The organism is Gilliamella sp. wkB171 (genome assembly GCF_001693755.1).
Classification (GTDB): Bacteria; Pseudomonadota; Gammaproteobacteria; order Enterobacterales; family Orbaceae; genus Gilliamella; species Gilliamella apicola_F.
Map to the genome: position 1 here is coordinate 464,616 of NZ_LYST01000043.1, position 21,754 is coordinate 486,369.

14 protein-coding genes are annotated in these 21,754 nt (G+C 35.3%); 6 read left to right on the forward strand and 8 right to left on the reverse strand.

All coding sequences use genetic code 11. The features are described 5' to 3' along the window. Nucleotides 1-4: 4 nt before the first annotated feature. The 7 genes from A9G03_RS08210 to uxaC all read right to left on the reverse strand — a co-directional run bounded on the left by A9G03_RS08210 (nt 5) and on the right by uxaC (nt 10,701). A complete protein-coding gene (locus A9G03_RS08210; protein ID WP_065798907.1) occupies nt 5-1,123 on the reverse strand; it encodes a glycoside hydrolase family 172 protein in 1,119 nt (372 codons plus the stop codon). A gap of 75 nt (nt 1,124-1,198) precedes the next feature. Further along, a complete protein-coding gene (locus A9G03_RS08215; protein WP_065798908.1) occupies nt 1,199-2,434 on the reverse strand; it encodes an oligosaccharide MFS transporter in 1,236 nt (411 codons plus the stop codon). Between the two features lie 772 nt (nt 2,435-3,206). Next, entirely contained in the window at nt 3,207-4,529 is a 1,323-nt protein-coding gene (locus A9G03_RS08220; protein WP_065798909.1) for a glycoside hydrolase family 28 protein, read from the reverse strand. Nucleotides 4,530-4,637: 108 nt separating this feature from the next. Continuing rightward, nucleotides 4,638-6,167, reverse strand: coding sequence for an MFS transporter (locus A9G03_RS08225; RefSeq protein ID WP_065633128.1), 1,530 nt, complete (start codon nt 6,165-6,167; stop codon nt 4,638-4,640). Nucleotides 6,168-6,263: 96 nt separating this feature from the next. Beyond that, entirely contained in the window at nt 6,264-7,763 is a 1,500-nt protein-coding gene (locus A9G03_RS08230) for a UxaA family hydrolase (protein WP_065798994.1), read from the reverse strand. A 13-nt stretch (nt 7,764-7,776) separates the two neighbouring features. Next, nucleotides 7,777-9,240 carry a tagaturonate reductase gene (locus A9G03_RS08235; protein WP_065798910.1) on the reverse strand — a complete coding sequence of 488 codons (1,464 nt, stop codon included), beginning with the start codon at nt 9,238-9,240 and terminating at the stop codon, nt 7,777-7,779. A gap of 48 nt (nt 9,241-9,288) precedes the next feature. Continuing rightward, nucleotides 9,289-10,701, reverse strand: coding sequence for a glucuronate isomerase (uxaC, locus tag A9G03_RS08240; protein ID WP_065798911.1), 1,413 nt, complete (start codon nt 10,699-10,701; stop codon nt 9,289-9,291). 664 nt (nt 10,702-11,365) lie between these two features. On the opposite strand from uxaC, the gene exuR reads away from it, so the two are divergent. Beyond that, nucleotides 11,366-12,145 carry a transcriptional regulator ExuR gene (gene exuR, locus A9G03_RS08245; protein ID WP_065633125.1) on the forward strand — a complete coding sequence of 260 codons (780 nt, stop codon included), beginning with the start codon at nt 11,366-11,368 and terminating at the stop codon, nt 12,143-12,145. 123 nt (nt 12,146-12,268) lie between these two features. Here the strand turns inward: exuR and lolA are convergent, their stop codons facing one another. Further along, nucleotides 12,269-12,862 (reverse strand): outer membrane lipoprotein chaperone LolA, encoded by a 594-nt coding sequence (gene lolA, locus A9G03_RS08250; RefSeq protein WP_065633124.1) that lies wholly within the window; start codon nt 12,860-12,862, stop codon nt 12,269-12,271. 173 nt (nt 12,863-13,035) lie between these two features. Here lolA and A9G03_RS08255 point away from each other — a divergent pair, with 173 nt between their 5' ends. The 5 genes from A9G03_RS08255 (at nt 13,036) to nrdB (ending at nt 21,617) form a co-directional block, all read left to right on the forward strand. Then, the gene (locus A9G03_RS08255; protein ID WP_065798912.1) at nt 13,036-14,376 is read left to right on the forward strand and encodes a replication-associated recombination protein A; all 1,341 of its coding nucleotides are present in this window, start codon (nt 13,036-13,038) and stop codon (nt 14,374-14,376) included. A gap of 211 nt (nt 14,377-14,587) precedes the next feature. Beyond that, nucleotides 14,588-15,982 (forward strand): hypothetical protein, encoded by a 1,395-nt coding sequence (locus A9G03_RS08260; protein ID WP_143425836.1) that lies wholly within the window; start codon nt 14,588-14,590, stop codon nt 15,980-15,982. Nucleotides 15,983-16,343: 361 nt separating this feature from the next. After that, entirely contained in the window at nt 16,344-17,765 is a 1,422-nt protein-coding gene (locus tag A9G03_RS08265) for a hypothetical protein (RefSeq protein WP_065798914.1), read from the forward strand. Nucleotides 17,766-18,056: 291 nt separating this feature from the next. Beyond that, nucleotides 18,057-20,342, forward strand: a complete 2,286-nt coding sequence (gene nrdA / locus A9G03_RS08270) for a class 1a ribonucleoside-diphosphate reductase subunit alpha (protein ID WP_065633120.1) — start codon at nt 18,057-18,059, stop codon at nt 20,340-20,342. Nucleotides 20,343-20,486: 144 nt separating this feature from the next. Further along, nucleotides 20,487-21,617: a class Ia ribonucleoside-diphosphate reductase subunit beta gene (gene nrdB / locus A9G03_RS08275; RefSeq protein ID WP_065633143.1), complete on the forward strand. Its 1,131-nt coding sequence runs from the start codon at nt 20,487-20,489 to the stop codon at nt 21,615-21,617. The last annotated feature ends 137 nt before the right edge of the window (nt 21,618-21,754 follow it).

A 21,754-nucleotide genomic window follows, 5' to 3' on the forward strand; every position in this document is an offset into this window, starting at 1 on the left:
ATTTTTAACGTGGAGTACGCTGCTGTTTATTAGGGAACGCAGGATTGTGATTTGCCGATGGATTTTGATACCAATAAGCTACACTTGCGATATCATCACAACGTTCATACAATCTTATATCATCGTTACCAATTTGTTGAAAGGCTAACTTGATATTTTTGTGAAATGCCACCGGATCAGGTAAATGCCAACGATATAAACCATGCATCGGCAAACCATCATCGCCAAAGCCATGTACAGGATTTGCATCACCTGTCTGGAAAAAATCACGTGTTGCATCACGATTGGTTTGATAAGGGTAACCCATAAACAGTGTTTGAAAACACTTCGCTTTTGGGCGTCCTTGGCTATCACGATTATGAAATGCCCAAGCGCCACCAAAATAGTCTTCAGAACCGGTTGAATGTTGTGTTGGATAATCGCTATCATCATCAAGATAGAATTTAAACTCCCCTTCTCCCCACCAATAACGCTCTAACGCTGTTAAGGCTAAGTAGGTACCTACATAATAACCCTGTCCTTGAACATTATCTAAAATGACATAATCTTGGGCATATTGAGTAATGCGTTGTCGGCGCCATTGCGCATGAAAATAAAGCGGCGCTTCAAATGGTTTTGGCATTAACGCATAGTTCACTGTAAAAAAGAAATGTTGCAAATCAGCCTCATGCTCATTTTCAATTTCAATGCGTGCTTTTTTATTAAAAGGCATTCTAAAATAACAATTAAAGCCACCTGTTGGATTAACAACAATTGGCATTGAGTTGATGTCACATCTTGCACCAAAACCATTACAGAAAAAGTCACCAATTGGACTTTCAACTGATGGTACGGTTTCATCATCCCAATAAATGCGTATAACCACATCACGAAGTACAAAGCTTCCGCGATGTGTTCTATCAGTTAAAGTAAACCACATATGGCGAATTTCGGCAGGACCCGTTATTTCGGCTATGGTCATCTTTTTACCGGCAGGGATTGAGATACAGCCTTGCCCTTTTCGACTCGGCCCTAAAGCGCTGGCCTTCATACATGATTTGCCTTTTTCGCCAGTCATATTTTCGGGCGAAATAGTTCTGGTTTGTTCAAAGTGAAACTGCGTAACTGAATTGAATATATTCATTTTGAATCCTTAATATGTTTTATTAAATGTAATTTGTTTAGCCAAATTAAAAACGTGTTATGAATCTTAACTAGCTTACTTCTCTGATGATTTGACCTTTTTGTCACGGCTTAAGAACAGCATGGCAAAAATCATGAAACCTAACACGACTAGCCCTAAATTATTAAAGGTGGTTGCTGCACCAGCAGTATCATAAACTTGCCCAACATAGGTAGAAAACAATATCACCCCAACCGAACCTGCGACCTGGTAACCAATTAAAAATACCGTTGCCGACAAACGCGCGTTAAAGTTGTTATCAATATATTTAAATACTGATACTAAAATGGTTGAAATTTCTAAACAGTGCATCAGTTTAATTACTGAAATAATGGCAATACTCTCGACATGACCGGTTAAAAAGATTCGAGATGCTGAAATAAAAGCGGCAAAAATAAGGGCATTTTTCGCACCAACACGATTAACCACAAATGGTACACAAAACATCACGGCTGCTTCTAAAAATACTTGGAATGAATTTAATATGCCGTATAAACGATAGCCATCATTTACATCATTAAATTGCTGGGTAAAGTAAACCGGAAATAACTGTTGATCGTAAATATTATAAAGGCTATAAGTGCCAAGCACATAAATCACAAATATCCAAAACTTCTTAAGCGCAAACACTGAAACAATCTCATTAAAACTTAACTTATCTTTCTTTTGAAAGACTGCTGCCGATGATTTGCTTAAATCCGGTTTGAAATTAAGGTTGAGTATCATAAAGCAAATGCCCACTACTGATGCCGCCCAAAAATTAAGATGCGGGTTAATACTAATTAAGATGCCAGCAATAAAAGTACCTACAGCATAAGCAATACATCCCCAAGTGCGACATTGACCAAATTCAAAATTAAAAGCTCGACTGATCTTTTCGCAATAAGAGTCAATCAGTCCCATGCCAGCAACCCAACCAAAACCTAAAAAGAAGCTACCAAAAATAACACCAAAGTAAAAACTATGCCGTAATAGCGGCTCATAGACATAAATTAAAGCGGGCGCCGCGCAGGTAATTATGATGCTTTGAAACCAAATTAAATGTTTTTTTAATACTAATTTATCTTGATAAACACCATAGATAATCATAATGATCAAGGAGATAAAGTAATTAAACGAATAAATAATTCCGGTTTGTTTAGCCGTTAAACCAATCTCCTTGCTTAACCATATTGCATAAAAAGAAAAAACAAAACTCCCTGCTGCATAGTACATAAAGCTATAACATGAAGCGAACCAATAAGTTGGCTTTCGATAGAAGGCATTTGTCATAATTTATCCTTTAAAAAGTGAACAACTGAAATTGAGTATGAATAGCTAAAAATTTAGCTTTAAAAGGTTTATTAGATAAATGTGATCAACATCAAAGTTATTTTGTTGCCACAAACAAAATGCAATAAATCAGAGGTGAAAAATTAAAAGGATGAAAAAAAACTGAACAATTACCCCAACTATCATCTAACGATATAACCAGTAACGTGACATATTTTTAGTATATGAATTTTGTTGCGCATTTTGATGAAAGTTCGTCATTTGCAACGGATTGTTAAATAACCTAAAACTATTTTACAAAATAGGATTAAGCATGCTTTTTCGGGATATGATAGTTGTAGAGGGATTTAAAACGAAAATAACGCATTCTCAGCCTTTAAAGTTCGCTTTGATGGATATAATAATAGTGACTAGCTCCATTTAATGGTAACACTACCAAGTGACAAGTGAAGTAGCCTTAAAAGTACAATATTTAACCTAAACCTAGCCATTGATTGTTTACACAAAAAAGATTAGTTTGAAGGTAACACTGATTAGCCAATTAACTGCATCATTATGCAATATTTATCAACATTATATGTTGTTTTTATTCAAGATTGATAATAAACAACAGCCTTGTAAGAAAATTATCCAGATTTTTTTGTTCTATTATTAGCAATAATATCTCTAAATAGTGATAAAACTTTTGATAAAATCGACAGATTCAAACCAGTAACGAAATAAAAATTAATTAAAAATAACCGCATTCTCGCGGTTATTTTGATAAAACCCGTTAAGCTTGAAGCGGCAATAATTTACCGTCTTGTTTAACAAATGATTGATTAACATGCACACCTGTACTGTTTTTGATACTAAGTGGATCGCTAATAACATTATCAACAATAACATTGTTAAATAAAATGGTGTCGACATTTTCAATAAAAAAGCCCTTACCTGCCTCTGGTTTGACATCTTTAAACATGTCAACTTCGCCTGCTTGCGCATCAATTTGCATCGATACGCGAATATTATCAAATGAAATATTGGCAATTGGCGATTCAGGTATACCATATAAAAAACCAGCATAAGCACGCACATTTTTAGCAATAATGTTGGAAAAACTAATATTATGACATGCGGGTGTTTGTTCATTAACTGGTAATGCTGCTTTATTCCAGACAATGGGATCATTACCTTTAGGACCACAATAGTAATAATAGTTCATCACAAATGCCGATAACACCTCATCCATAACGATGTTACTAAAGGTGATATCTGAAATTGCACCGCCTCGACCACGACGGGTTTTAAACCTTACACCGCGGTCGGTTTTTTGAAATACGCAGTTCGTAATGGTCACATTACGAATACACCCACTCATTTCACTCCCTAATACCACTGCACCATGCCCATGAATCATATTACAGTTAGTAATTAAAATGTTTTCACAAGGGCTTTTATCAACAGTCTCTTCTGTACCTGCTTTAATTGCAATACAATCATCACCAACATCAATATAACAATTAGAAATTCTCACATTACGGCAAGATTCTGGGTTGATACCATCCGTATTTGGTGAATCAGCGGGATTAAGAATCGAGATGTTATCAACCACCACATCGTTTGATTCCATTGGATGCACCGTCCAACTTGGTGATTGTGTTAAAAATAGTTTTTCAATCGTGATACGCTCACAAAAATCAAATCCGATCAAATAAGGTCTAGGGTATTTCAAATTAGTGCGATCATTGCGAAAAGTGTGCCACCATTTTTGGCCATTACCATCGATTTTTCCACCGCCGGTGATTATTACGTTCTCAATATTATGACCATATATACATGGCATATACACATCTTGTTTTACCCCTTCCCAACGCGAATTGACCACGGGGTAATCTTTAGCATCATCGGAAAACAATAAAGTTGCACCTTGTTCAATCACTAATGTCAGATTACTACAAAGTTTAATAGCGCCGGTAAAATAGGTACCAACTGGAACAATTAAGGTTCCTCCACCTTGTTGTTCAATATGTTGTATCGCTTTTGCAAAAGCTAAGGTATTAATCGTAGTGCCATCACCAATTGCACCAAAATCTTTAACTGAAACAGTCGTCATTTTTTATCCTTTACGTGTTACTTTGTGAACTATCCACTAATCTGATAGCGAATAGTTCACGATATATGGCTAAAATCAGGACTAGCATTACTGGCTAATCCTAGATATTTATTCAATGATTGTTATTTTGCTTGGGTCTTTTTTGGATTTAAAACCAATGTTGTTATTGCCAAAGCAATTTTCATAAGCAACCCCTGATAATTCTTCAACCACTTTTTTAGTTTCTGGCGTAACATCAGCCATTTTTCCACCACCGCGAATACGAGCGACTTCATTAATGATGATTGAATGCGTTGCATGATCAAGCTTCATTCTCCAAGCGAAGAAAGCACCAATAAGTGCCATTCCAACAACACCATACAAAATAATGCCATTAATGGCATCAATTGCACTTTGTGGCTGAACATGAGATTTTGATTCAAAACCATATGCGCTTAAAATAATACCAAGTACAAATACAATTGAAGCGCGAACTAATTTACCCGCCATAGTCATTGCGCCAGCATAAACCCCTTCACGACGTCGATTAGTTACCACTTCATCAACATCAGCCAAAAATACGTATACACTCCATGGAATATAATATACACCTCCCGTACCTAGACCAAACCAGATGGTAATACCCACAACAATCCAAGTGATATTTGGCAAGTTAAGATAATAAATACCGACATAACCAATCATCGATGAAATTACGATGAGTAATGCAATAATAAACGGTTTTTTAAAGCCTTTTTTTGCACAATACATCATAAAAAAGGCTGTCGAAACTAGCTGGCAAATACTACTTAACGAGTTCATTGAAGCGACAAATGAGCGAGGTTCACCTAAACTAAACACAATGAAATAGGTAAATACTGCGGTAAATAACCATTCAGCACCAAATCCAAATAGATACATGCCTAAATGCGTTCTAAAAGTTTTAATACGAAATGTTGATAAGATGTCGATAATAAGCTTTTTAATAGCTTCAAAAAAGCTATGTACAGATTCATCTTTTACTTCTTCTTTAGGTTTTTCCCAACTATTACAATACAGTAAAATCAACGCGACGATCATAATCGCTGCGTAAGTGATCCCCGTTAATAAGAAAGGCGTTGCTGAATCTTTACTATAATAGTAAAAATAGATGCCCGGTATAGCAGCACCTAAAAAGTTAGCCACTTTACCAAACATTGCTTTTGAACCAGTCAAATAAGTCCGCTGTGAAAAGTTAGATGTCATTTCAACTGGTAAGGTATTAAATGGGATCATAATACTGGTATAGATGATTTCAAATAAGATGTAAGTTATTAAGTAATACCAAAACCCCATACCATCAATCCATAACATTGGATAGATGAGCATTAAAGGTATGCCAATTAAAATAAAGAATCGGCGACGCCCAAAACGTTGTCCTATTTTTGTTTGGTAAAAGTTGTCAGTAATAAATCCCATTAATGGATTAAGAATCACATCCAAGTAAGTTGCAATAGAAAAAATTAATGCTGCTTGAACGACACTTAAACCACAAAAAGTTGTATAAAAATAAAGCAGCCAAGCCCCACTAATTGCTAAAGCGCCACTGCCAATTAAATTACCACTTCCATACGAGAATCTTACTAACCATGTAATTTTTCTCTCTTTTTTATTCGTCATGAATGATACCTATATTATTTATAAAAAAAACGGGCCCCTAGCATTAAGTCCACAAGGACTTAACGACATGATTTATCATTGAATAAAAATTTATTCTTAGAGGGTTACGCCACTTTTAAGGATGGCTAAATTTTTGAAATTATTTTTTTCATTACAAGTTTGTTGTCCATTAGCTACCTGTACGATGTAATCAATAAATTCTGTTAATACTGTTTTCATTGAAATGCCTTGAATTAATTTTCCGGCATTGAAATCAATCCAATTCACCTTTTTCTCTGCTAATTGTGTATTAGTTGCAATTTTGACGGTTGGCACAATGCCACCATAAGGCGTTCCTCGACCAGTGGTAAATAACACCATGTGACAACCAGCTGCTGATAAAGCGCCAGTGGCAACAGCATCATTCCCTGGAGCACTAAGTAAATTCAAACCATGCTTGGTTAACATTTGTCCATATTTAAGTACATCAATCACTTTACTGCCCCCTGCTTTTTGGGTACAACCGAGTGATTTTTCCTCTAATGTGGTAATGCCGCCAGCTTTATTCCCGGGGGAAGGGTTTTCGTAGATGGGTTGATTATTCGAAATAAAATATTGTTTAAAATCATTAATCATATGAACTGTTTTATCGAAAGTCGATTCATCAATGCAATGCGACATTAAGATATTTTCAGCGCCAAACATTTCTGGTACCTCAGTGAGCACACTAGTGCCACCATGTTCAATCACATAATCAGAAAAAAGACCTAGCATTGGGTTTGCGGTAATACCTGAAAAACCATCCGATCCACCGCACTCTAACCCAAATTTTAATTCACTCAAACGACCGGCTTCACGTTTATCGTTTTTCATGGCAGCGTAAAGTTCTCTTAAAAGAACCAATGCGGCTTCAATTTCATCCTCTTCTTGCTGAGCAACAAGAAATCGCACTCGTGACGCATCATAGTCACCCAAATCGGCTTTAAATTCCGAAATTTGATTATTTTCACAACCTAATCCAATAACCAGCACAGCACCTGCATTAGGATGTTTGACTAAATCTTGTAAAATAATTTTAGTATTTTTATGGTCTTGCCCGAGTTGCGAACACCCATAAGGATGTTCAAGAACGGTAATCCCATCAATTTCTAATTGATTGTTTAATTCTGCACAAAATTGTTTAACAATTTGCTGAGCAATACCATTAATACAAGTTACAGTTGGAATAATCCATAACTCATTACGAATACCAACCTCACCATTTTTACGACGATAAATATTGATTTCTTTATCTGGTATGGCATGTAAAGAGTCATTAGTTGCTAACTGAGGATGATATTTATAATCATCAATATCACTTAAATTGGTTTTTAAATTGTGTGAATGAATATGCTCACCGGCTTTAATTGCACAAGTTGCATGGCCTATCGGCAAACCATACTTAATAATATTTTCACCTTGCGCTATATCGTGAAGGGCAAATTTATGCCCTTGTTTGACTGGTTGTTTTAAATCAATTGTATGACCATCAACAATAACATTTTCTTCATGTGCTTCTAAATCAGATAACGCCACCGCAACATTATCTTTATTATTTATTTTTATAAATTTAATCATTACATCGCTCATTTTATTTGCTACTCACAACGCATTTTTCAATTGCTTGACGCATACCATCCTTGGTAATGACCGTTAAATATTGCGTTATGGTTTGTGCTAATTGCGGAATAGTTAATAAATCATGTTCCCAATGTGCTTTATCGCTTAATATCGTGTGTACAAGTTGATCTATAGTTTGTTTACCTTCGGCTATATTCGTCCAACCAGCATGAAAACGTTCCAACCAAATAGCATCATCTTGTAATGGATAGGTTTGGTTGTTTCTCACTCCACGATAAAAAGCCATAAGTGCGGCAAATGAGAAAACTAAATGTGTTGGTAAAACACCTTTTTCTTTTTGATAAGCGATTAATTGTGGAAGAATACGAGTTTTAAATTTAGTCATGCTGTTTAAAGCTATCGACATTAATTGATGTTCAATAAATGGGTTTTTAAAACGGCTGATCACAGACTGGGCAAAATCCACTAACTCTTGATGTGGTAAATCTAAAACAGGGATAATTTCATCAAAAATAGTCTCTTTAATATATGATAAGATTTGTGGATCATTCATTGATTCACCTACCGTATCAATCCCTGATAGATAAGCAACTGGCACTAAAGCTGTATGGGCACCATTTAAAATAGCGACTTTACGCTCTTTATACGGCTTGATATCATCAACAATTTTGATATTCATATTGCATTTATCTAAGCATAATTTTTCAGCTAACCATTGCGGTCCTTGAATAACAAAGAGATAGAAATATTCAGCAGAATCAATAAAGTTATCTTTATAACCTAATTGTGCCTCAAGCTCAGTAATTTGTGCTTTTGGGTAACCCGGTACAATCCTATCGACCAGTGTAGAACAGAATAAATTGTCATTTTCGATCCATGCAATAAATTTGTCAGACAAGTTCCATTGTTTAGCATACTTTAATACAAGTTTTTTAAGTGCATCACCATTGTAATCAATCAGTTCACACGGAATAATAATTAAACCACTCGCTTTACTGCCCGCAAAGTGAGTAAATCTTTCATATAAAAAAGCGGTTAATTTAGCTGGATAGCTAGCCGCAGGGCGATCGGTTAATTTATCCCCCTCAACATAACTAATGCCGGCTTCTGTTGTATTCGAAAAAATAAATTGGATATTCGGATCTTTTGCTAATTCAAGATATTCATCGTATTGAGTATAGACATTTATCTCATTATTCACTGAGCGAATCATTCTAAACTCTTTTACTGCTTCGTTTTTTTCGTTTAAACCACGAATCAATGTGGTATATAGCCCATCTTGGATACTTAATGCAGGTGGAAAATCAGTATTTAGTGGACGGACAATGACTACGCCAGCATCAAGATCTGTTTTTTCATTTAGGATATCTAATTGCCAATCTAAAAAAGCACGTAAAAAATTACCTTCGCCAAATTGAACAACACGTGTCGTATATTTTGCACCCGGAAAATCATTTCTGTTTAGTGTTTTCATTACTCTAACTCTTCTTTAATTAATCTAATTACAACGACTTAATACTTCTTAGCTTAGTTCAATGCCAAAATAGTTTTTCGCATTATCAAAACTAATATTTTTAACCATTTGACCTAATAGCTCGATATCACGTGGCGCTTCACCATCTTCTACCCAACGACCAATCATTCGACATAAAATACGTCTAAAATATTCATGACGAGTATACGAAAGGAAGCTACGGCTATCGGTTAACATACCCACAAAACGACTTAATAAACCGAGCTGTGCAAGCTGTGTCATTTGGCGAATCATGCCGTCTTTTTGATCATTAAACCACCACCCAGAACCAAATTGCATTTTGCCGCGGACACCTTCACCTTGGAAATTACCTATCATGGTGCCTAAAATTTCGTTATCAGACGGGTTTAAACAATAAAGTATTGTTTTAGGTAGTGCATTTTGCTTAGCTTGCGCATCTAATAATCGAGAAAGCGGCTGCGCAATAGGTGAATCGTTAATTGAATCAAATCCAACATCCGGTCCCATTAACTTAAACATTTTTGAGTTGTTATTCCGTAACGCACCAATGTGGTACTGTTGTACCCATTCACGTTTGTTATATTCACTACCCAAAAAGATTATGACTGCAGTTTTGAATTGTGCTGTTTCTTTGGCACTTAACATTGCACCTGCTAACCGCTTGGCTAAGATAGCATCGAGCTCTTTCTCACTTGCTTCTTCATAAACAACTACATCTAATGCATGATCCGAAAATTTACAACCATGTGCAGCAAAGTGATCCATTCGTTTTGATAATGCTTGGCAAAGTTGTTGGAAATTAGTAATAGCCACATCAGCGACAGCAGATAATTTTTCGATATAAGCTACAAAAAACTCAGAATCAATATTAAATGCTTTATCTGGGCGCCAACTTGGTAGAACTTTAATATCAAATGAACTATCTTGGGCAATGGTTTTATGGTGGATTAAATCATCAATAGGATCATCGGTTGTCCCTACCATTTTGACATTCATTTTTTTCATAATGCTACGTGCAGAAAACCCTTTAGTTTCGAGCATTGCATTGCATTTGTTCCAAATAGTTTCAGCCGTTGATGGGGACAATAAAATGTTATCAATACCAAATGGTCGACGTAATTCTAAGTGAGTCCAATGATATAAAGGATTACCAATAGTATGGGGCACAGTTTCAGCCCAGGCTTTGAATTTTTCGAAATCACTGACATCTGTTCCTGTACAGAATTTTTCAGCAACACCATTAGTACGCATAGCGCGCCATTTGTAATGATCACCTTTAAGCCAGATGTCATATAAGTTTTTAAACTGATAATCTTTTGCAATTTGTTCCGGTGGTAAATGGCAATGATAGTCAAAAATGGGTTGATCAGCCGCATAATCATGATAAAGCTGACGAGAAAACTCGGTATCTAGTAAAAAATTTTCAGTTAAAAAACGCATTTTATTCTCCCAATAATAATTAATTATCTGATGACATAAAATCGTGTGTAATCAGATCAATTTATTCGTTATATTTATTGATGGTGCCTTTAAAATTAACTCAATTGCAACAGTGGCTAAAAAATGAAGTTAACTTAAAATAACGAATGGCTTAATAAAACCAATGTTATTGGCTAGCGCACCAACAATTAAAGTAAAGATAGTACTAGCATGAAGCCAAACTACTCTATCGGTTAATCCGTTTACAGTTAGATAACGATTTAACAAGCCAAATACACAGCAACAACATAACAATAGTTTTGCGTTGTCATATCCATCATGGCTTTTAAAACTGGTATGCCAACAGCTATCAAATTACGTGTTAGATGACCAAGTATCATTCTTATCGTTATTAAAGCGATCACATATCAACGCAGATTGCTATTGTTTTATCCATATCACCACGCCCAATATAATGTGCCGCATAATAACATGTCTGATAACTTAAAAAGTTGACATACATCACATAATTTAAACATAAGAATATCTGATAGGATTTTTATCTGTCTGCCAACCTTAATGGTTCGTGTTCTATGTGAAAAAAATAAAACAATCTTATTTAACTCCAATCAATTAGATGTTATTTTAAGATGATGATTAATTAAGGAGCTATATCAAAGTCATCATGACCCAAGAACAAAACGAATATCAAAGGCTTTACCAAATTATCGCAACTGAATTAAAAAACCGCATAATTAAAGGTATTTACCCAGTGGGTAGCAAATTACCTTCGGAAAGATTAATTTGTGAAGAGCTAAAAGTAAGCCGTTCAGTAGTTAGAGAAGCCATTATAATGCTGGAAGTTGAAGGGTTTGTTGATGCTCGAAAAGGGTCAGGTATTCATGTTATAGCTAACAGTATGCAATCTAATCCTATTGATTCTCCTGTGGGTTTGAATTTTGCAACAACTGGACCTTTTGAATTGCTGCAAGCGCGTCAACTAATAGAAAGCAATATCGCAGAATTTGCCGCCACACAAATCACTAAAGATGATATCGTCAATTTATTAGAAATTCAGCATAATGCCAAAAAAGAAGACCATTATCGTGATTCTAATTGGGATTTAAAATTCCATACCCAAATTGCCATGATAACGCGTAACACGGCACTGATAACCATTGTGCAAGAAGCATGGCAACAAAGAACCTTAAATCCTTTATGGAAAAAGCTTCACGAACATGTTAAACAGCAAGACATTGAAAGCTGGTGGGAAGAGCACGATAAAATTTTAGAAGCGTTGATCAATCGCGATCCTAAAGCGGCTAAATTAGCTATGTGGCAACATTTAGAAAACACCAAAAAAATGCTATTTGACGCAGCAAGTGAAGATTTTGAGACTAAACGTGATCACTATCTTTTTTCTGATAATCCTGTTGTGAGTATTAATGAAGAAGATTATGAATAATCCGCTACCTCATTAACGTTCAGAATAATTATTAACACCAATCAAATGAAAATACACATAGCAACAAGCTGACGCATTTCGCCAGCTTGTTATCTGTCATTATTTTTTTATTACTTTAAATTATTATCGTTGGTCATCAATAGTAACACCAGCAGGTGGAGTAAACTGAAACTTTTCTAATGAAACTTTACCAAGTGTTTGACGCGACAAGTCATAAAAACTGCGCTGTCCATCTTCTTCAATAATCGTAAAGCTAGAAATCATTCCTGTTGGTAACACTGAGATAACAAAGTCTTGATTTGTCCCATCTGTTGGTTTTAATGTAAATGAGTCTTGCTTTCGTGTGACATTATACGCATTCCAAATAGGATTATGGCTATCTGTAATAAGTAACATTAATCTGTTATCAACAGCCTTTTTTAAATCCATCACACTTACTTGCTGAACCGCTGGGGTATAGACCCACATATTTTTTCCATCTGAAATAATAGATGTTTCATCTGGTTCATTCATTGTCCAATTAAAGTAATAAGGTCTTGTTACCCACAAATCACCTTTACCTTGTTGTACTACTTGATTATCAGCGGTTTTCACATCTTGAGAAAACCGCGCATAAAAGCCATCTATTTTATCTAAACGTTGTTGCAGTACTTCTTTATCGCCGGCCCATGCCGATACACTAACCAATAGCCCTATTAACACTAAAATCTTTTTCATGCCTAATCCTTTTATTTTTATTTGGCAGTATTTAAATTAATTTTGAGACCAAAATTGTTTTAAAATATTAACGTTTTTCAATTAGCTAAGAAAGATATTTTCTTTTATTTTTAACTTAACCAATAAGCAGTATATAATAGCTCCAATTTTATAAATTTGGATAGATATTTACTATGCCTAGCCTATCTTTTGAGTTTAGTACTGATGAATTTAAACCGTTAGCGGCTAGGATGCGTCCTAGGGATTTATCGGAGTATATCGGGCAATCTCAGTTACTTGGCGAAGATAAACCATTACCTAAAGCTATCAAAGCAGGTAATTTACACTCCATGATTTTGTGGGGCCCACCCGGTACAGGCAAAACAACGTTAGCCGAAATTATCGCTCATCATGCCAATGCCAAAGTTGAAAGAATATCCGCTGTAACGTCAGGCATTAAAGATATCCGAGAAGCGATTGAGCGCGCCAAAATTAATCAGCAAGCTGGGATTCGTACAATTTTATTTGTCGATGAAGTACATCGTTTTAATAAAAGCCAGCAAGATGCTTTTTTACCTTATGTGGAAAATGGCACCGTAACTTTTATTGGTGCAACCACAGAAAATCCCTCATTTGAATTAAATTCTGCATTACTATCAAGAGCAAGAGTTTATTTGCTAAAATCCTTGACCAATAATGATATAGAGCTGATTTTACAACAAGCCATGGACGATCCGGAGCGCGGATATGGCAATCGAAATATTATTTTACCGGATGAAACGAAAAAACAGATTGCCGAATTTGTAGGTGGCGATGCTAGGCGTGCACTTAATACACTTGAATTATTAGTCGATATGTCTGATGGCCAGGCACTAACACCAGAATTACTTAAAGAAGTGATAGGTGAAAGAAGTGCCAGATTTGATAATCAAGGTGATCGTTATTATGATCTTATTTCGGCCGTGCATAAATCGATTCGAGGCTCATCACCCGATGCTGCACTTTATTGGTATGCAAGAATTATTACCGCTGGTGGTGATCCACTTTATGTTGCTCGACGATTATTAGCTATTGCCTCGGAAGATGTCGGTAATGCCGATCCGAGAGCCATGCAAGTTGCACTTGCCGCTTGGGATTGTTTTACACGCGTTGGCCCAGCAGAAGGAGAACGCGCAATTGCACAAGCTATTGTTTACCTTGCTTGTGCGCCAAAAAGTAATGCTGTTTATCTTGCATTTAACCAAGCCATGAAAGATGCAACATCAAAACCCGATTATGACGTCCCTGAACATCTACGCAATGCGCCAACCAGTTTAATGAAAAATTTAGGTTATGGTGCACAATATCGTTATGCACATGATGAACCAAATGCCTATGCTGCTGGTGAAAATTACTTTCCACCAGAAATGGCCGACAACAAATATTACCATCCAACACAACGTGGTGCTGAAAAAAATTATGCTGAGAAACTTGCCTGGTTAGAAGCACAAAATCAAGCTAGTCCAAATCAACGTTATAAGACGCCAAAAAATTAATCTTCTTAATCGAGTTTCGCTTTTTTAGTCAAGCTATTCTTACCTTGCATCCTAAAATTGGTCCGATAAAAAAGGTATTATTTATTAATTACAATTTATTAATAGACAACTTTTATTGCGTTAGATATAATCCGCGCCGCTCGTTATTTTCGATTTACCAATATATTTTTACAACAATAGATATAATAAAAGTAATATAAGGAATATAGCAGTGATCAGTTTAATGAATAAACACCAGTTCAACGTAATTTTCTTTTTAGTTCTTTTATTACCGTTTTCTCCACTATCGTATGCATTTTTAATCGCACAAACAGTTAAAACCGTTCATGGCAACCATCCATCTTTATCCTCAGACATCGAAAAACATATCGATGATTTACCACTATTTGGATTAAATTTTGAGGGATTAGATTATTATGGCGATGAAGAAGTCGATAAAATACCCCTTGTCCTAAGTTACCCATTTATCAATAAATTTAAAGTTGCAAATATTAAACAACCTGATAGCAACCAATATATTGATCTAGATGGTGATCAGCTTGATTTTTTAAGTACGGCTAATGATATTGCAATGAGTTGGTACTATACCAATGCGCAAAATAAATTAGTGCAATTCACCCCAAAAACGACCGATACTTTTTGTTCATTAGCGCAAAGTAAAATCGTGGGTCCCTATAAAGTTAAATTAGCGGCTGATTTACTTCTATTTTCAAAGTTTGGTGATCCCGATGCTAACGAATATCCTAACGAACTTATTTCTGCTCATCCTGGTAAAACTTATTCAATATTGAAAGAAGCCGGCGTGTGTTATGCTAAACCCGTATTATTACCTACAGCGGCAACCGCTAGTGCTGCCAATCAATGGGATAAAAAAAATGGCTTTTTGACTCAGTCCGTTAGCGAATCTGACAAAAACTTTCCCACAACGGGTTTTTATGGCGCACAATTTGATTTGTTACTCAATCAACAAGAACTTGCCAGTAATTATGATTGGAAAATTGTACAAGGCAGTGAGCTGACAACCTTAAAATTAAACCCAAGTTTAAATAAAATTACTGTCGCATTTGATACTGATAATGCTAAAGATACAGGTAAAGCTTGGCAGTACGTTATCGGATCTGGTACGGGTTATAAAGTTATTGTCCAAGGTCACAATAAAACGACAAACTATAATCTTAACTATGTGTTTACTTTAACTAAATGGTTTTCAGGTTATAATAAAACCAATATTGGTATGCCTAAAGCAACCATTGACACCGCACCAAATATAGCCAAAGGTTGTAAAACTTTAGATGGACATTATCGGATCAGCTACCCTGATGAAGTCAGTAATGCCACATCTAAAGTAGTTGGTACTAGAGTGGTGTTCACTCGAGAAATTGGGACATTACTTGGTGAATGGGGCGATCCATCACAAACCGCTTACCCTAACTCTTGGGCTCCAGCTACAACGCAATCAACGTTATACAAAAGAATTTGGTTGTACGACCCTAATAAAAAGGCTTATTGTGACTTACATACCTACAATGCCATATATCACTGTTCCGCTGAAACCGATAGAAAAGCTGGGGTATGTACAGCTGTTCCTGAAAGTGATACCAATTAATACTGGTATCAAATAACTTCCTTCCTTTTTATCACTAAACAAATAACTTTTTATAACAATCCCCCCCTCTTAATAACATATTTTTAACTGTGAGGCTTTTTTCTTAATTACACTAACTTATTAATTATATAACTATTTTTTAACTCATTATTGAATAATAATGCGTCAATCTAAGGAATTAACGATCATTACGATCTTATTGATCGACTAAACCTATTATTTAAACTATAATTATCCCAGCTGATTTATTGAACATGATAAAAATTTATTAGCATTATCAATAAAATTACAAAAATAAAATTATAAAAAACAATGAATTAATTTTAAGTAAAGATAATTAGTGATGGAAAGGGATATTAAAGTGAATCAATTAAATGTTAAAACACTAGCAAAAGTAATTTGTAAATTATTACTGTTATTACAATTTTCACCAATAGGCTATGCTTATTTAACGTCACAAACAGTGCAAATCATTCATGGCATGCGTCCATCGTTGTCTACCGAAATAGAAAATAATATCGATGATCTTGATCTTTTCGGTTTAAATGTAGATGATCTCAATTACTACGGTAGCGAAGTCGATACTATTCCCCTGCAAACAAGTTATCCATTCAAAGATAAATTTAAAATAGCACCAATAAAACAACCTAACGAAAACCAATATTATGATAACGATGGGGATCAACTCGATTTTTTAAGTGCTAAAGATAAAATCAATATGACTTGGTATTATACCAATGCTAAAAATCAATTAGTTGAATTTATACCTACAGCAACAGATACTTTTTGTTCCTTATCACAAAAAGGAATGTACAGCCCTTATAAAGTAAAACTGACAGCAGACTTACTTCTTTTCTCAAAGTTTGGTATACCCGATGATAATGAATATCCTAATGATACATTTATTACGCAACCATCGAAAATGTATACTGTTTTAGAAGATACTGGATTTTGTTACGCAAAACCCGAACTAACCCCATCTACAGCCGCTAATAGTGCTAAAAATCAATGGAATAAAAATTTTGGTTTTTTAATTCAATCAAATGTAGATTTAGACAAAAACTTTCCAACTACGGGTTTTTATGGTGCTAAGTTTGACTTACTTTTGGCTCAAAATGGACTTGCTAATAACTATGATTGGTCTGTAAAACAAGGGAGTGAACTTGCAACAATTACCCATAATAATGATATAGTTACTGTCTATTTAAATACACCAATAGCTAGAGATTCAAAACAAGCTTGGCAATATGTCGAAGCGTTGGGGTCTGATGGATTTACAATTATTATAGAGGGGAAAAATAAAAACACTCATAAATCAATACGATATGGATTCAAAATAAAAAAATGGTATGAAGCTTGGAAACAAGCTCAAGATAGTAAAGGCAATGTAATCGGCGTCAGAGACACTGCCGAAGCGGTAGCCGCCGAATGTAGAAATAAGCCAGGTAACTATCGCATAACTGAACCCAAAGAATTAAGTAATGCGCCTTATGGTAATAGAGCAGGTTCCTCTGACTATACTCGTGAAATTGGTTCTTTATTTGGTGAATGGGGTGACCCTAGTCAAGATAAATATCCTGGTTCATATGGACCGGCTAAAAATCAATCTAATATTTTTAGTCGCTGGTATGTATGGGATCCAGAGGCAATTGATGCTCATACACATCAACCTGGTACATTTTGTGATATGCACACTTATAATGCTAAATATCATTGCCGTGCAAACGAAAATGAAGATAAAAATGGTGTATGTGTTTCTATACCTCCAGGTCAAGAATGGTAGAATTATACTTAACCTTTAAATAGATCTACTTATTCATAGGTAGATCTTATCATTCCGATAATTGCATGTTTTTATGCGCTTACCTCCCTTTTTCGCTAATATAGTTTTATAACTACGCCTCTCCTTTTTTGCATCATTATAGTTGATTTTAACTAAAAAATTTTAATTATCGCTTAATAAATACACTACATATAGTAATAAAATGATTAATAGGTACTATATATTGTATATTTTGACAAATATCAATTATCATAACCTTCACTGAAATACGGGATAAAACTGGATAAAAAAATGAATAAATCAATACTCGTAACAAAGCGAAATGGTAAACAAGAACCCATAAATCTAGATAAAATTCACAAAGTCATCACTTGGGCAGCCGAAGGATTAGACAATGTTTCAGTATCACAAGTTGAATTGCGATCACATATTCAATTCTATGACGGCATTCGTACTTCCGATATTCACGAAACAATTATAAGGGCTGCTGCTGATCTTATTTCGCAAGAAACCCCTGACTATCAATATTTAGCTGCTCGATTAGCCATTTTCCACTTACGTAAGAAAGCCTATAATCAGTTTACGCCGCCGCCACTTTATGAACATGTCAAAAAGTTAGTCGACACTAAACGTTACGATAAACACTTACTTGAAGATTATACGCAAGAAGAGTTCGAAGCAATGGATAAGATTATCGATCATTGGCGTGATATGAATTTTTCTTATGCAGCGGTAAAACAACTCGAAGGTAAATACTTAGTACAAAATCGTGTAACAGGTGAAATATATGAAAGCGCTCAATTTTTATATATATTAGTTGCCGCTTGTCTTTTTGCCAATTACCCTAAAGATACACGTCTAAATTATATTAAACGCTTTTACGATGCAGTATCAACGTTCAAGATTTCACTGCCAACACCAATTATGGCTGGTGTTCGTACCCCTACACGACAATTTAGTTCTTGTGTTTTAATTGAATGTGATGACAGTTTAGATTCAATTAATGCAACAGCAAGTGCCATTGTTAAATATGTTTCTCAGCGAGCAGGGATTGGCGTCAATGCGGGTCGTATTCGTGCATTAGGCAGTTCAATTCGCGGTGGTGAAGCATTCCATACGGGTTGTATTCCATTTTATAAATATTTTCAAACAGCAGTTAAATCTTGTTCCCAAGGTGGCGTACGAGGCGGTGCAGCTACAGTATTTTATCCAATTTGGCATCTAGAAGTTGAAAGTTTACTTGTTTTACGTAACAACCGAGGGGTTGAAGAAAATCGCGTTCGTCATTTAGATTATGGCGTACAAATTAATAAATTAATGTATCAACGCCTTATCAAAAATGAAAATATAACACTCTTTAGCCCATCTGATGTACCTGGACTCTACGATGCTTTTTTTGCTGATCAAGATAAATTTGAATCTCTTTATCAACAATATGAACAAGATGTGAATATTCGCAAACGTATAGTAAAAGCTGTCGAGTTATTTTCACTTTTGATGCAAGAACGCGCATCTACTGGCCGTATTTATATTCAAAATGTCGATCATTGTAATACTCATAGCCCATTCAATCCTGAACAAGCTCCAGTGCATCAATCCAATTTATGTATGGAAATCGCTTTGCCAACAAAACCACTTTATAATATTAATGATGAAAATGGTGAAATTGCGCTTTGCACTTTATCTGCATTTAATTTAGGTAAAATAGAATCACTTGATGACTTTGAAGAGTTAGCTGATCTTACCGTACGTGCTCTTGATTCTCTGCTTGATTATCAAGATTACCCTGTACCTGCCGCTCGAAATTCATCAATCAATCGTCGTACATTAGGTATTGGTGTCATCAATTATGCTTATTATTTAGCTAAACACGGTGTTAAATATTCCGACGGTAGCGCCAATAACTTAACTCATCGAACTTTCGAAGCCATGCAATACTATCTGCTTAAGGCATCAAATAATTTAGCGAAAGAAAAAGGTGCATGTCCGTTATTTAATGAAACAACCTATTCTCAAGGGATTTTGCCAATCGATACCTATAAAAAAGATTTGGATAGTATTACTAAAGAACCCTTACATTATGATTGGGAATCACTGCGTGAATCAATTAAAACTTATGGATTACGCAACTCCACATTATCAGCATTAATGCCCTCTGAAACTTCGTCACAAATTTCTAATGCCACCAATGGTATTGAACCCCCTCGTGGTTACATTAGTGTTAAAGCGTCAAAGGATGGCATTTTAAAGCAAGTAGTACCGGACTATAACGACTTAAAAAACTTCTACGAATTACTTTGGCAAATACCTAATAATACCGGTTATTTACACTTAGTTGGTATTATGCAGAAATTTATTGATCAATCTATTTCAGCTAATACTAATTACGATCCGACAAAATTCCCTAATGACAAAGTACCAATGAAACAGCTATTAGCAGATTTATTAACAGCCTATAAATTTGGGGTAAAAACACTCTATTATCATAATACACGTGATGGTGCCGAAGATATTCAAGGTGATATAGCGCTAACAGCAAGTGATGATGGATGTGAAGGCGGAGCTTGCAAAATTTAAACAATATTCAATCATTACGCAGTAATATAGAAAAATAGTTTTAGAGAAAGTCAAACCTTTCTCTAAAAATTCTTCCTCGTCTTTTGCTGTCGCGAAAGGTCGCGGTAAAAGCAACAAAAAACCGTTAGGAGTTCTTTTATGAGTATGAATTACAGTACCTTTTCGCATGTACATAATGACCAACTTAAAGAGCCAATGTTTCTCGGCCAACCTGTTAATGTTGCCCGTTATGATCAGCAAAAATATGAAATGTTTGAAAAACTGATCGAAAAACAACTCTCTTTCTTCTGGCGTCCAGAGGAAGTCGATATTTCACAAGATCGTATCGATTATGCAGCGTTACCTGAACACGAAAAGCATATTTTTATCAGTAACTTGAAATATCAAACTCTACTCGATTCAATTCAAGGACGTAGCCCTAACGTTGCTTTACTGCCACTTATTTCTATTCCTGAACTCGAAACTTGGGTTGAAACATGGTCATTTTCTGAAACGATACATTCACGTTCATACACACACATTATTCGTAATATTGTTAACGATCCCTCTGTCGTATTTGATGATATTGTCACCAATAAAGAAATTCAAAAACGAGCAGGCGATATTGCTGGTTATTACGATGACCTTATCAGCTATGCCAGCTACTATAATTTATTGGGTGAAGGCAAGCATAACGTTAACGGTCGAACCATTACTATTGATCTGCGCGAACTCAAAAGACGGCTCTACTTATGCTTAATGAGCGTTAATGCGCTTGAAGCCATTCGTTTTTATGTCAGCTTCGCGTGTTCATTTGCCTTTGCTGAACGCGAATTGATGGAAGGTAATGCAAAAATAATCAAACTTATTGCACGTGATGAAGCCCTTCACTTAACCGGTACTCAATTCATGATAAATACATTACGTAGCGGCGAAGATGACCCCGAAATGGCAGAAATTGCCAAAGAGTGCGAACAAGATTGTTATGATTTATTCTTGCAAGCGGCCAATCAAGAAAAAGAGTGGGCCGAATACCTATTTGAAGGTGGATCAATGATTGGATTAAATAAAGACATTTTATGCCAATATGTTGAATATATCACCAATATTCGTATGCAAGCTGTTGGTCTAAAATTACCGTACGAAGTTAAATCCAATCCAATTCCTTGGATTAATAACTGGCTAGTGTCTGACAATGTCCAAGTTGCCCCACAAGAAGCGGAAATGAGTTCTTACCTAGTGGGACAAATTGACTCAGAAATTAATGAAGATGATTTAAGTGATTTCTCATTATAATCAAATGCGCCAACCCACATTTCCATTCACCAAAGGAACAAACGCTTGTTCCTTTTTTGTTATATACCTCAAAATCAACAGTAACTTGAAAAAAATAAATAACTAATCTGTTTTTTTATAAAAATTGATTGCTATAT

What these genes read in the sequence shown, in the direction of transcription:
- A9G03_RS08210 (WP_065798907.1), bottom strand. Translation starts at nt 1,123, where the DNA reads ATGAATATATTCAATTCAGTTACGCAGTTTCACTTTGAACAAACCAGA.
- A9G03_RS08215 (WP_065798908.1), bottom strand. Translation starts at nt 2,434, where the DNA reads ATGACAAATGCCTTCTATCGAAAGCCAACTTATTGGTTCGCTTCATGT.
- A9G03_RS08220 (WP_065798909.1), bottom strand. Translation starts at nt 4,529, where the DNA reads ATGACGACTGTTTCAGTTAAAGATTTTGGTGCAATTGGTGATGGCACT.
- A9G03_RS08225 (WP_065633128.1), bottom strand. Translation starts at nt 6,167, where the DNA reads ATGACGAATAAAAAAGAGAGAAAAATTACATGGTTAGTAAGATTCTCG.
- A9G03_RS08230 (WP_065798994.1), bottom strand. Translation starts at nt 7,763, where the DNA reads ATGATTAAATTTATAAAAATAAATAATAAAGATAATGTTGCGGTGGCG.
- A9G03_RS08235 (WP_065798910.1), bottom strand. Translation starts at nt 9,240, where the DNA reads ATGAAAACACTAAACAGAAATGATTTTCCGGGTGCAAAATATACGACA.
- uxaC (WP_065798911.1), bottom strand. Translation starts at nt 10,701, where the DNA reads ATGCGTTTTTTAACTGAAAATTTTTTACTAGATACCGAGTTTTCTCGT.
- exuR (WP_065633125.1), top strand. Translation starts at nt 11,366, where the DNA reads ATGACCCAAGAACAAAACGAATATCAAAGGCTTTACCAAATTATCGCA.
- lolA (WP_065633124.1), bottom strand. Translation starts at nt 12,862, where the DNA reads ATGAAAAAGATTTTAGTGTTAATAGGGCTATTGGTTAGTGTATCGGCA.
- A9G03_RS08255 (WP_065798912.1), top strand. Translation starts at nt 13,036, where the DNA reads ATGCCTAGCCTATCTTTTGAGTTTAGTACTGATGAATTTAAACCGTTA.
- nrdA (WP_065633120.1), top strand. Translation starts at nt 18,057, where the DNA reads ATGAATAAATCAATACTCGTAACAAAGCGAAATGGTAAACAAGAACCC.
- nrdB (WP_065633143.1), top strand. Translation starts at nt 20,487, where the DNA reads ATGAATTACAGTACCTTTTCGCATGTACATAATGACCAACTTAAAGAG.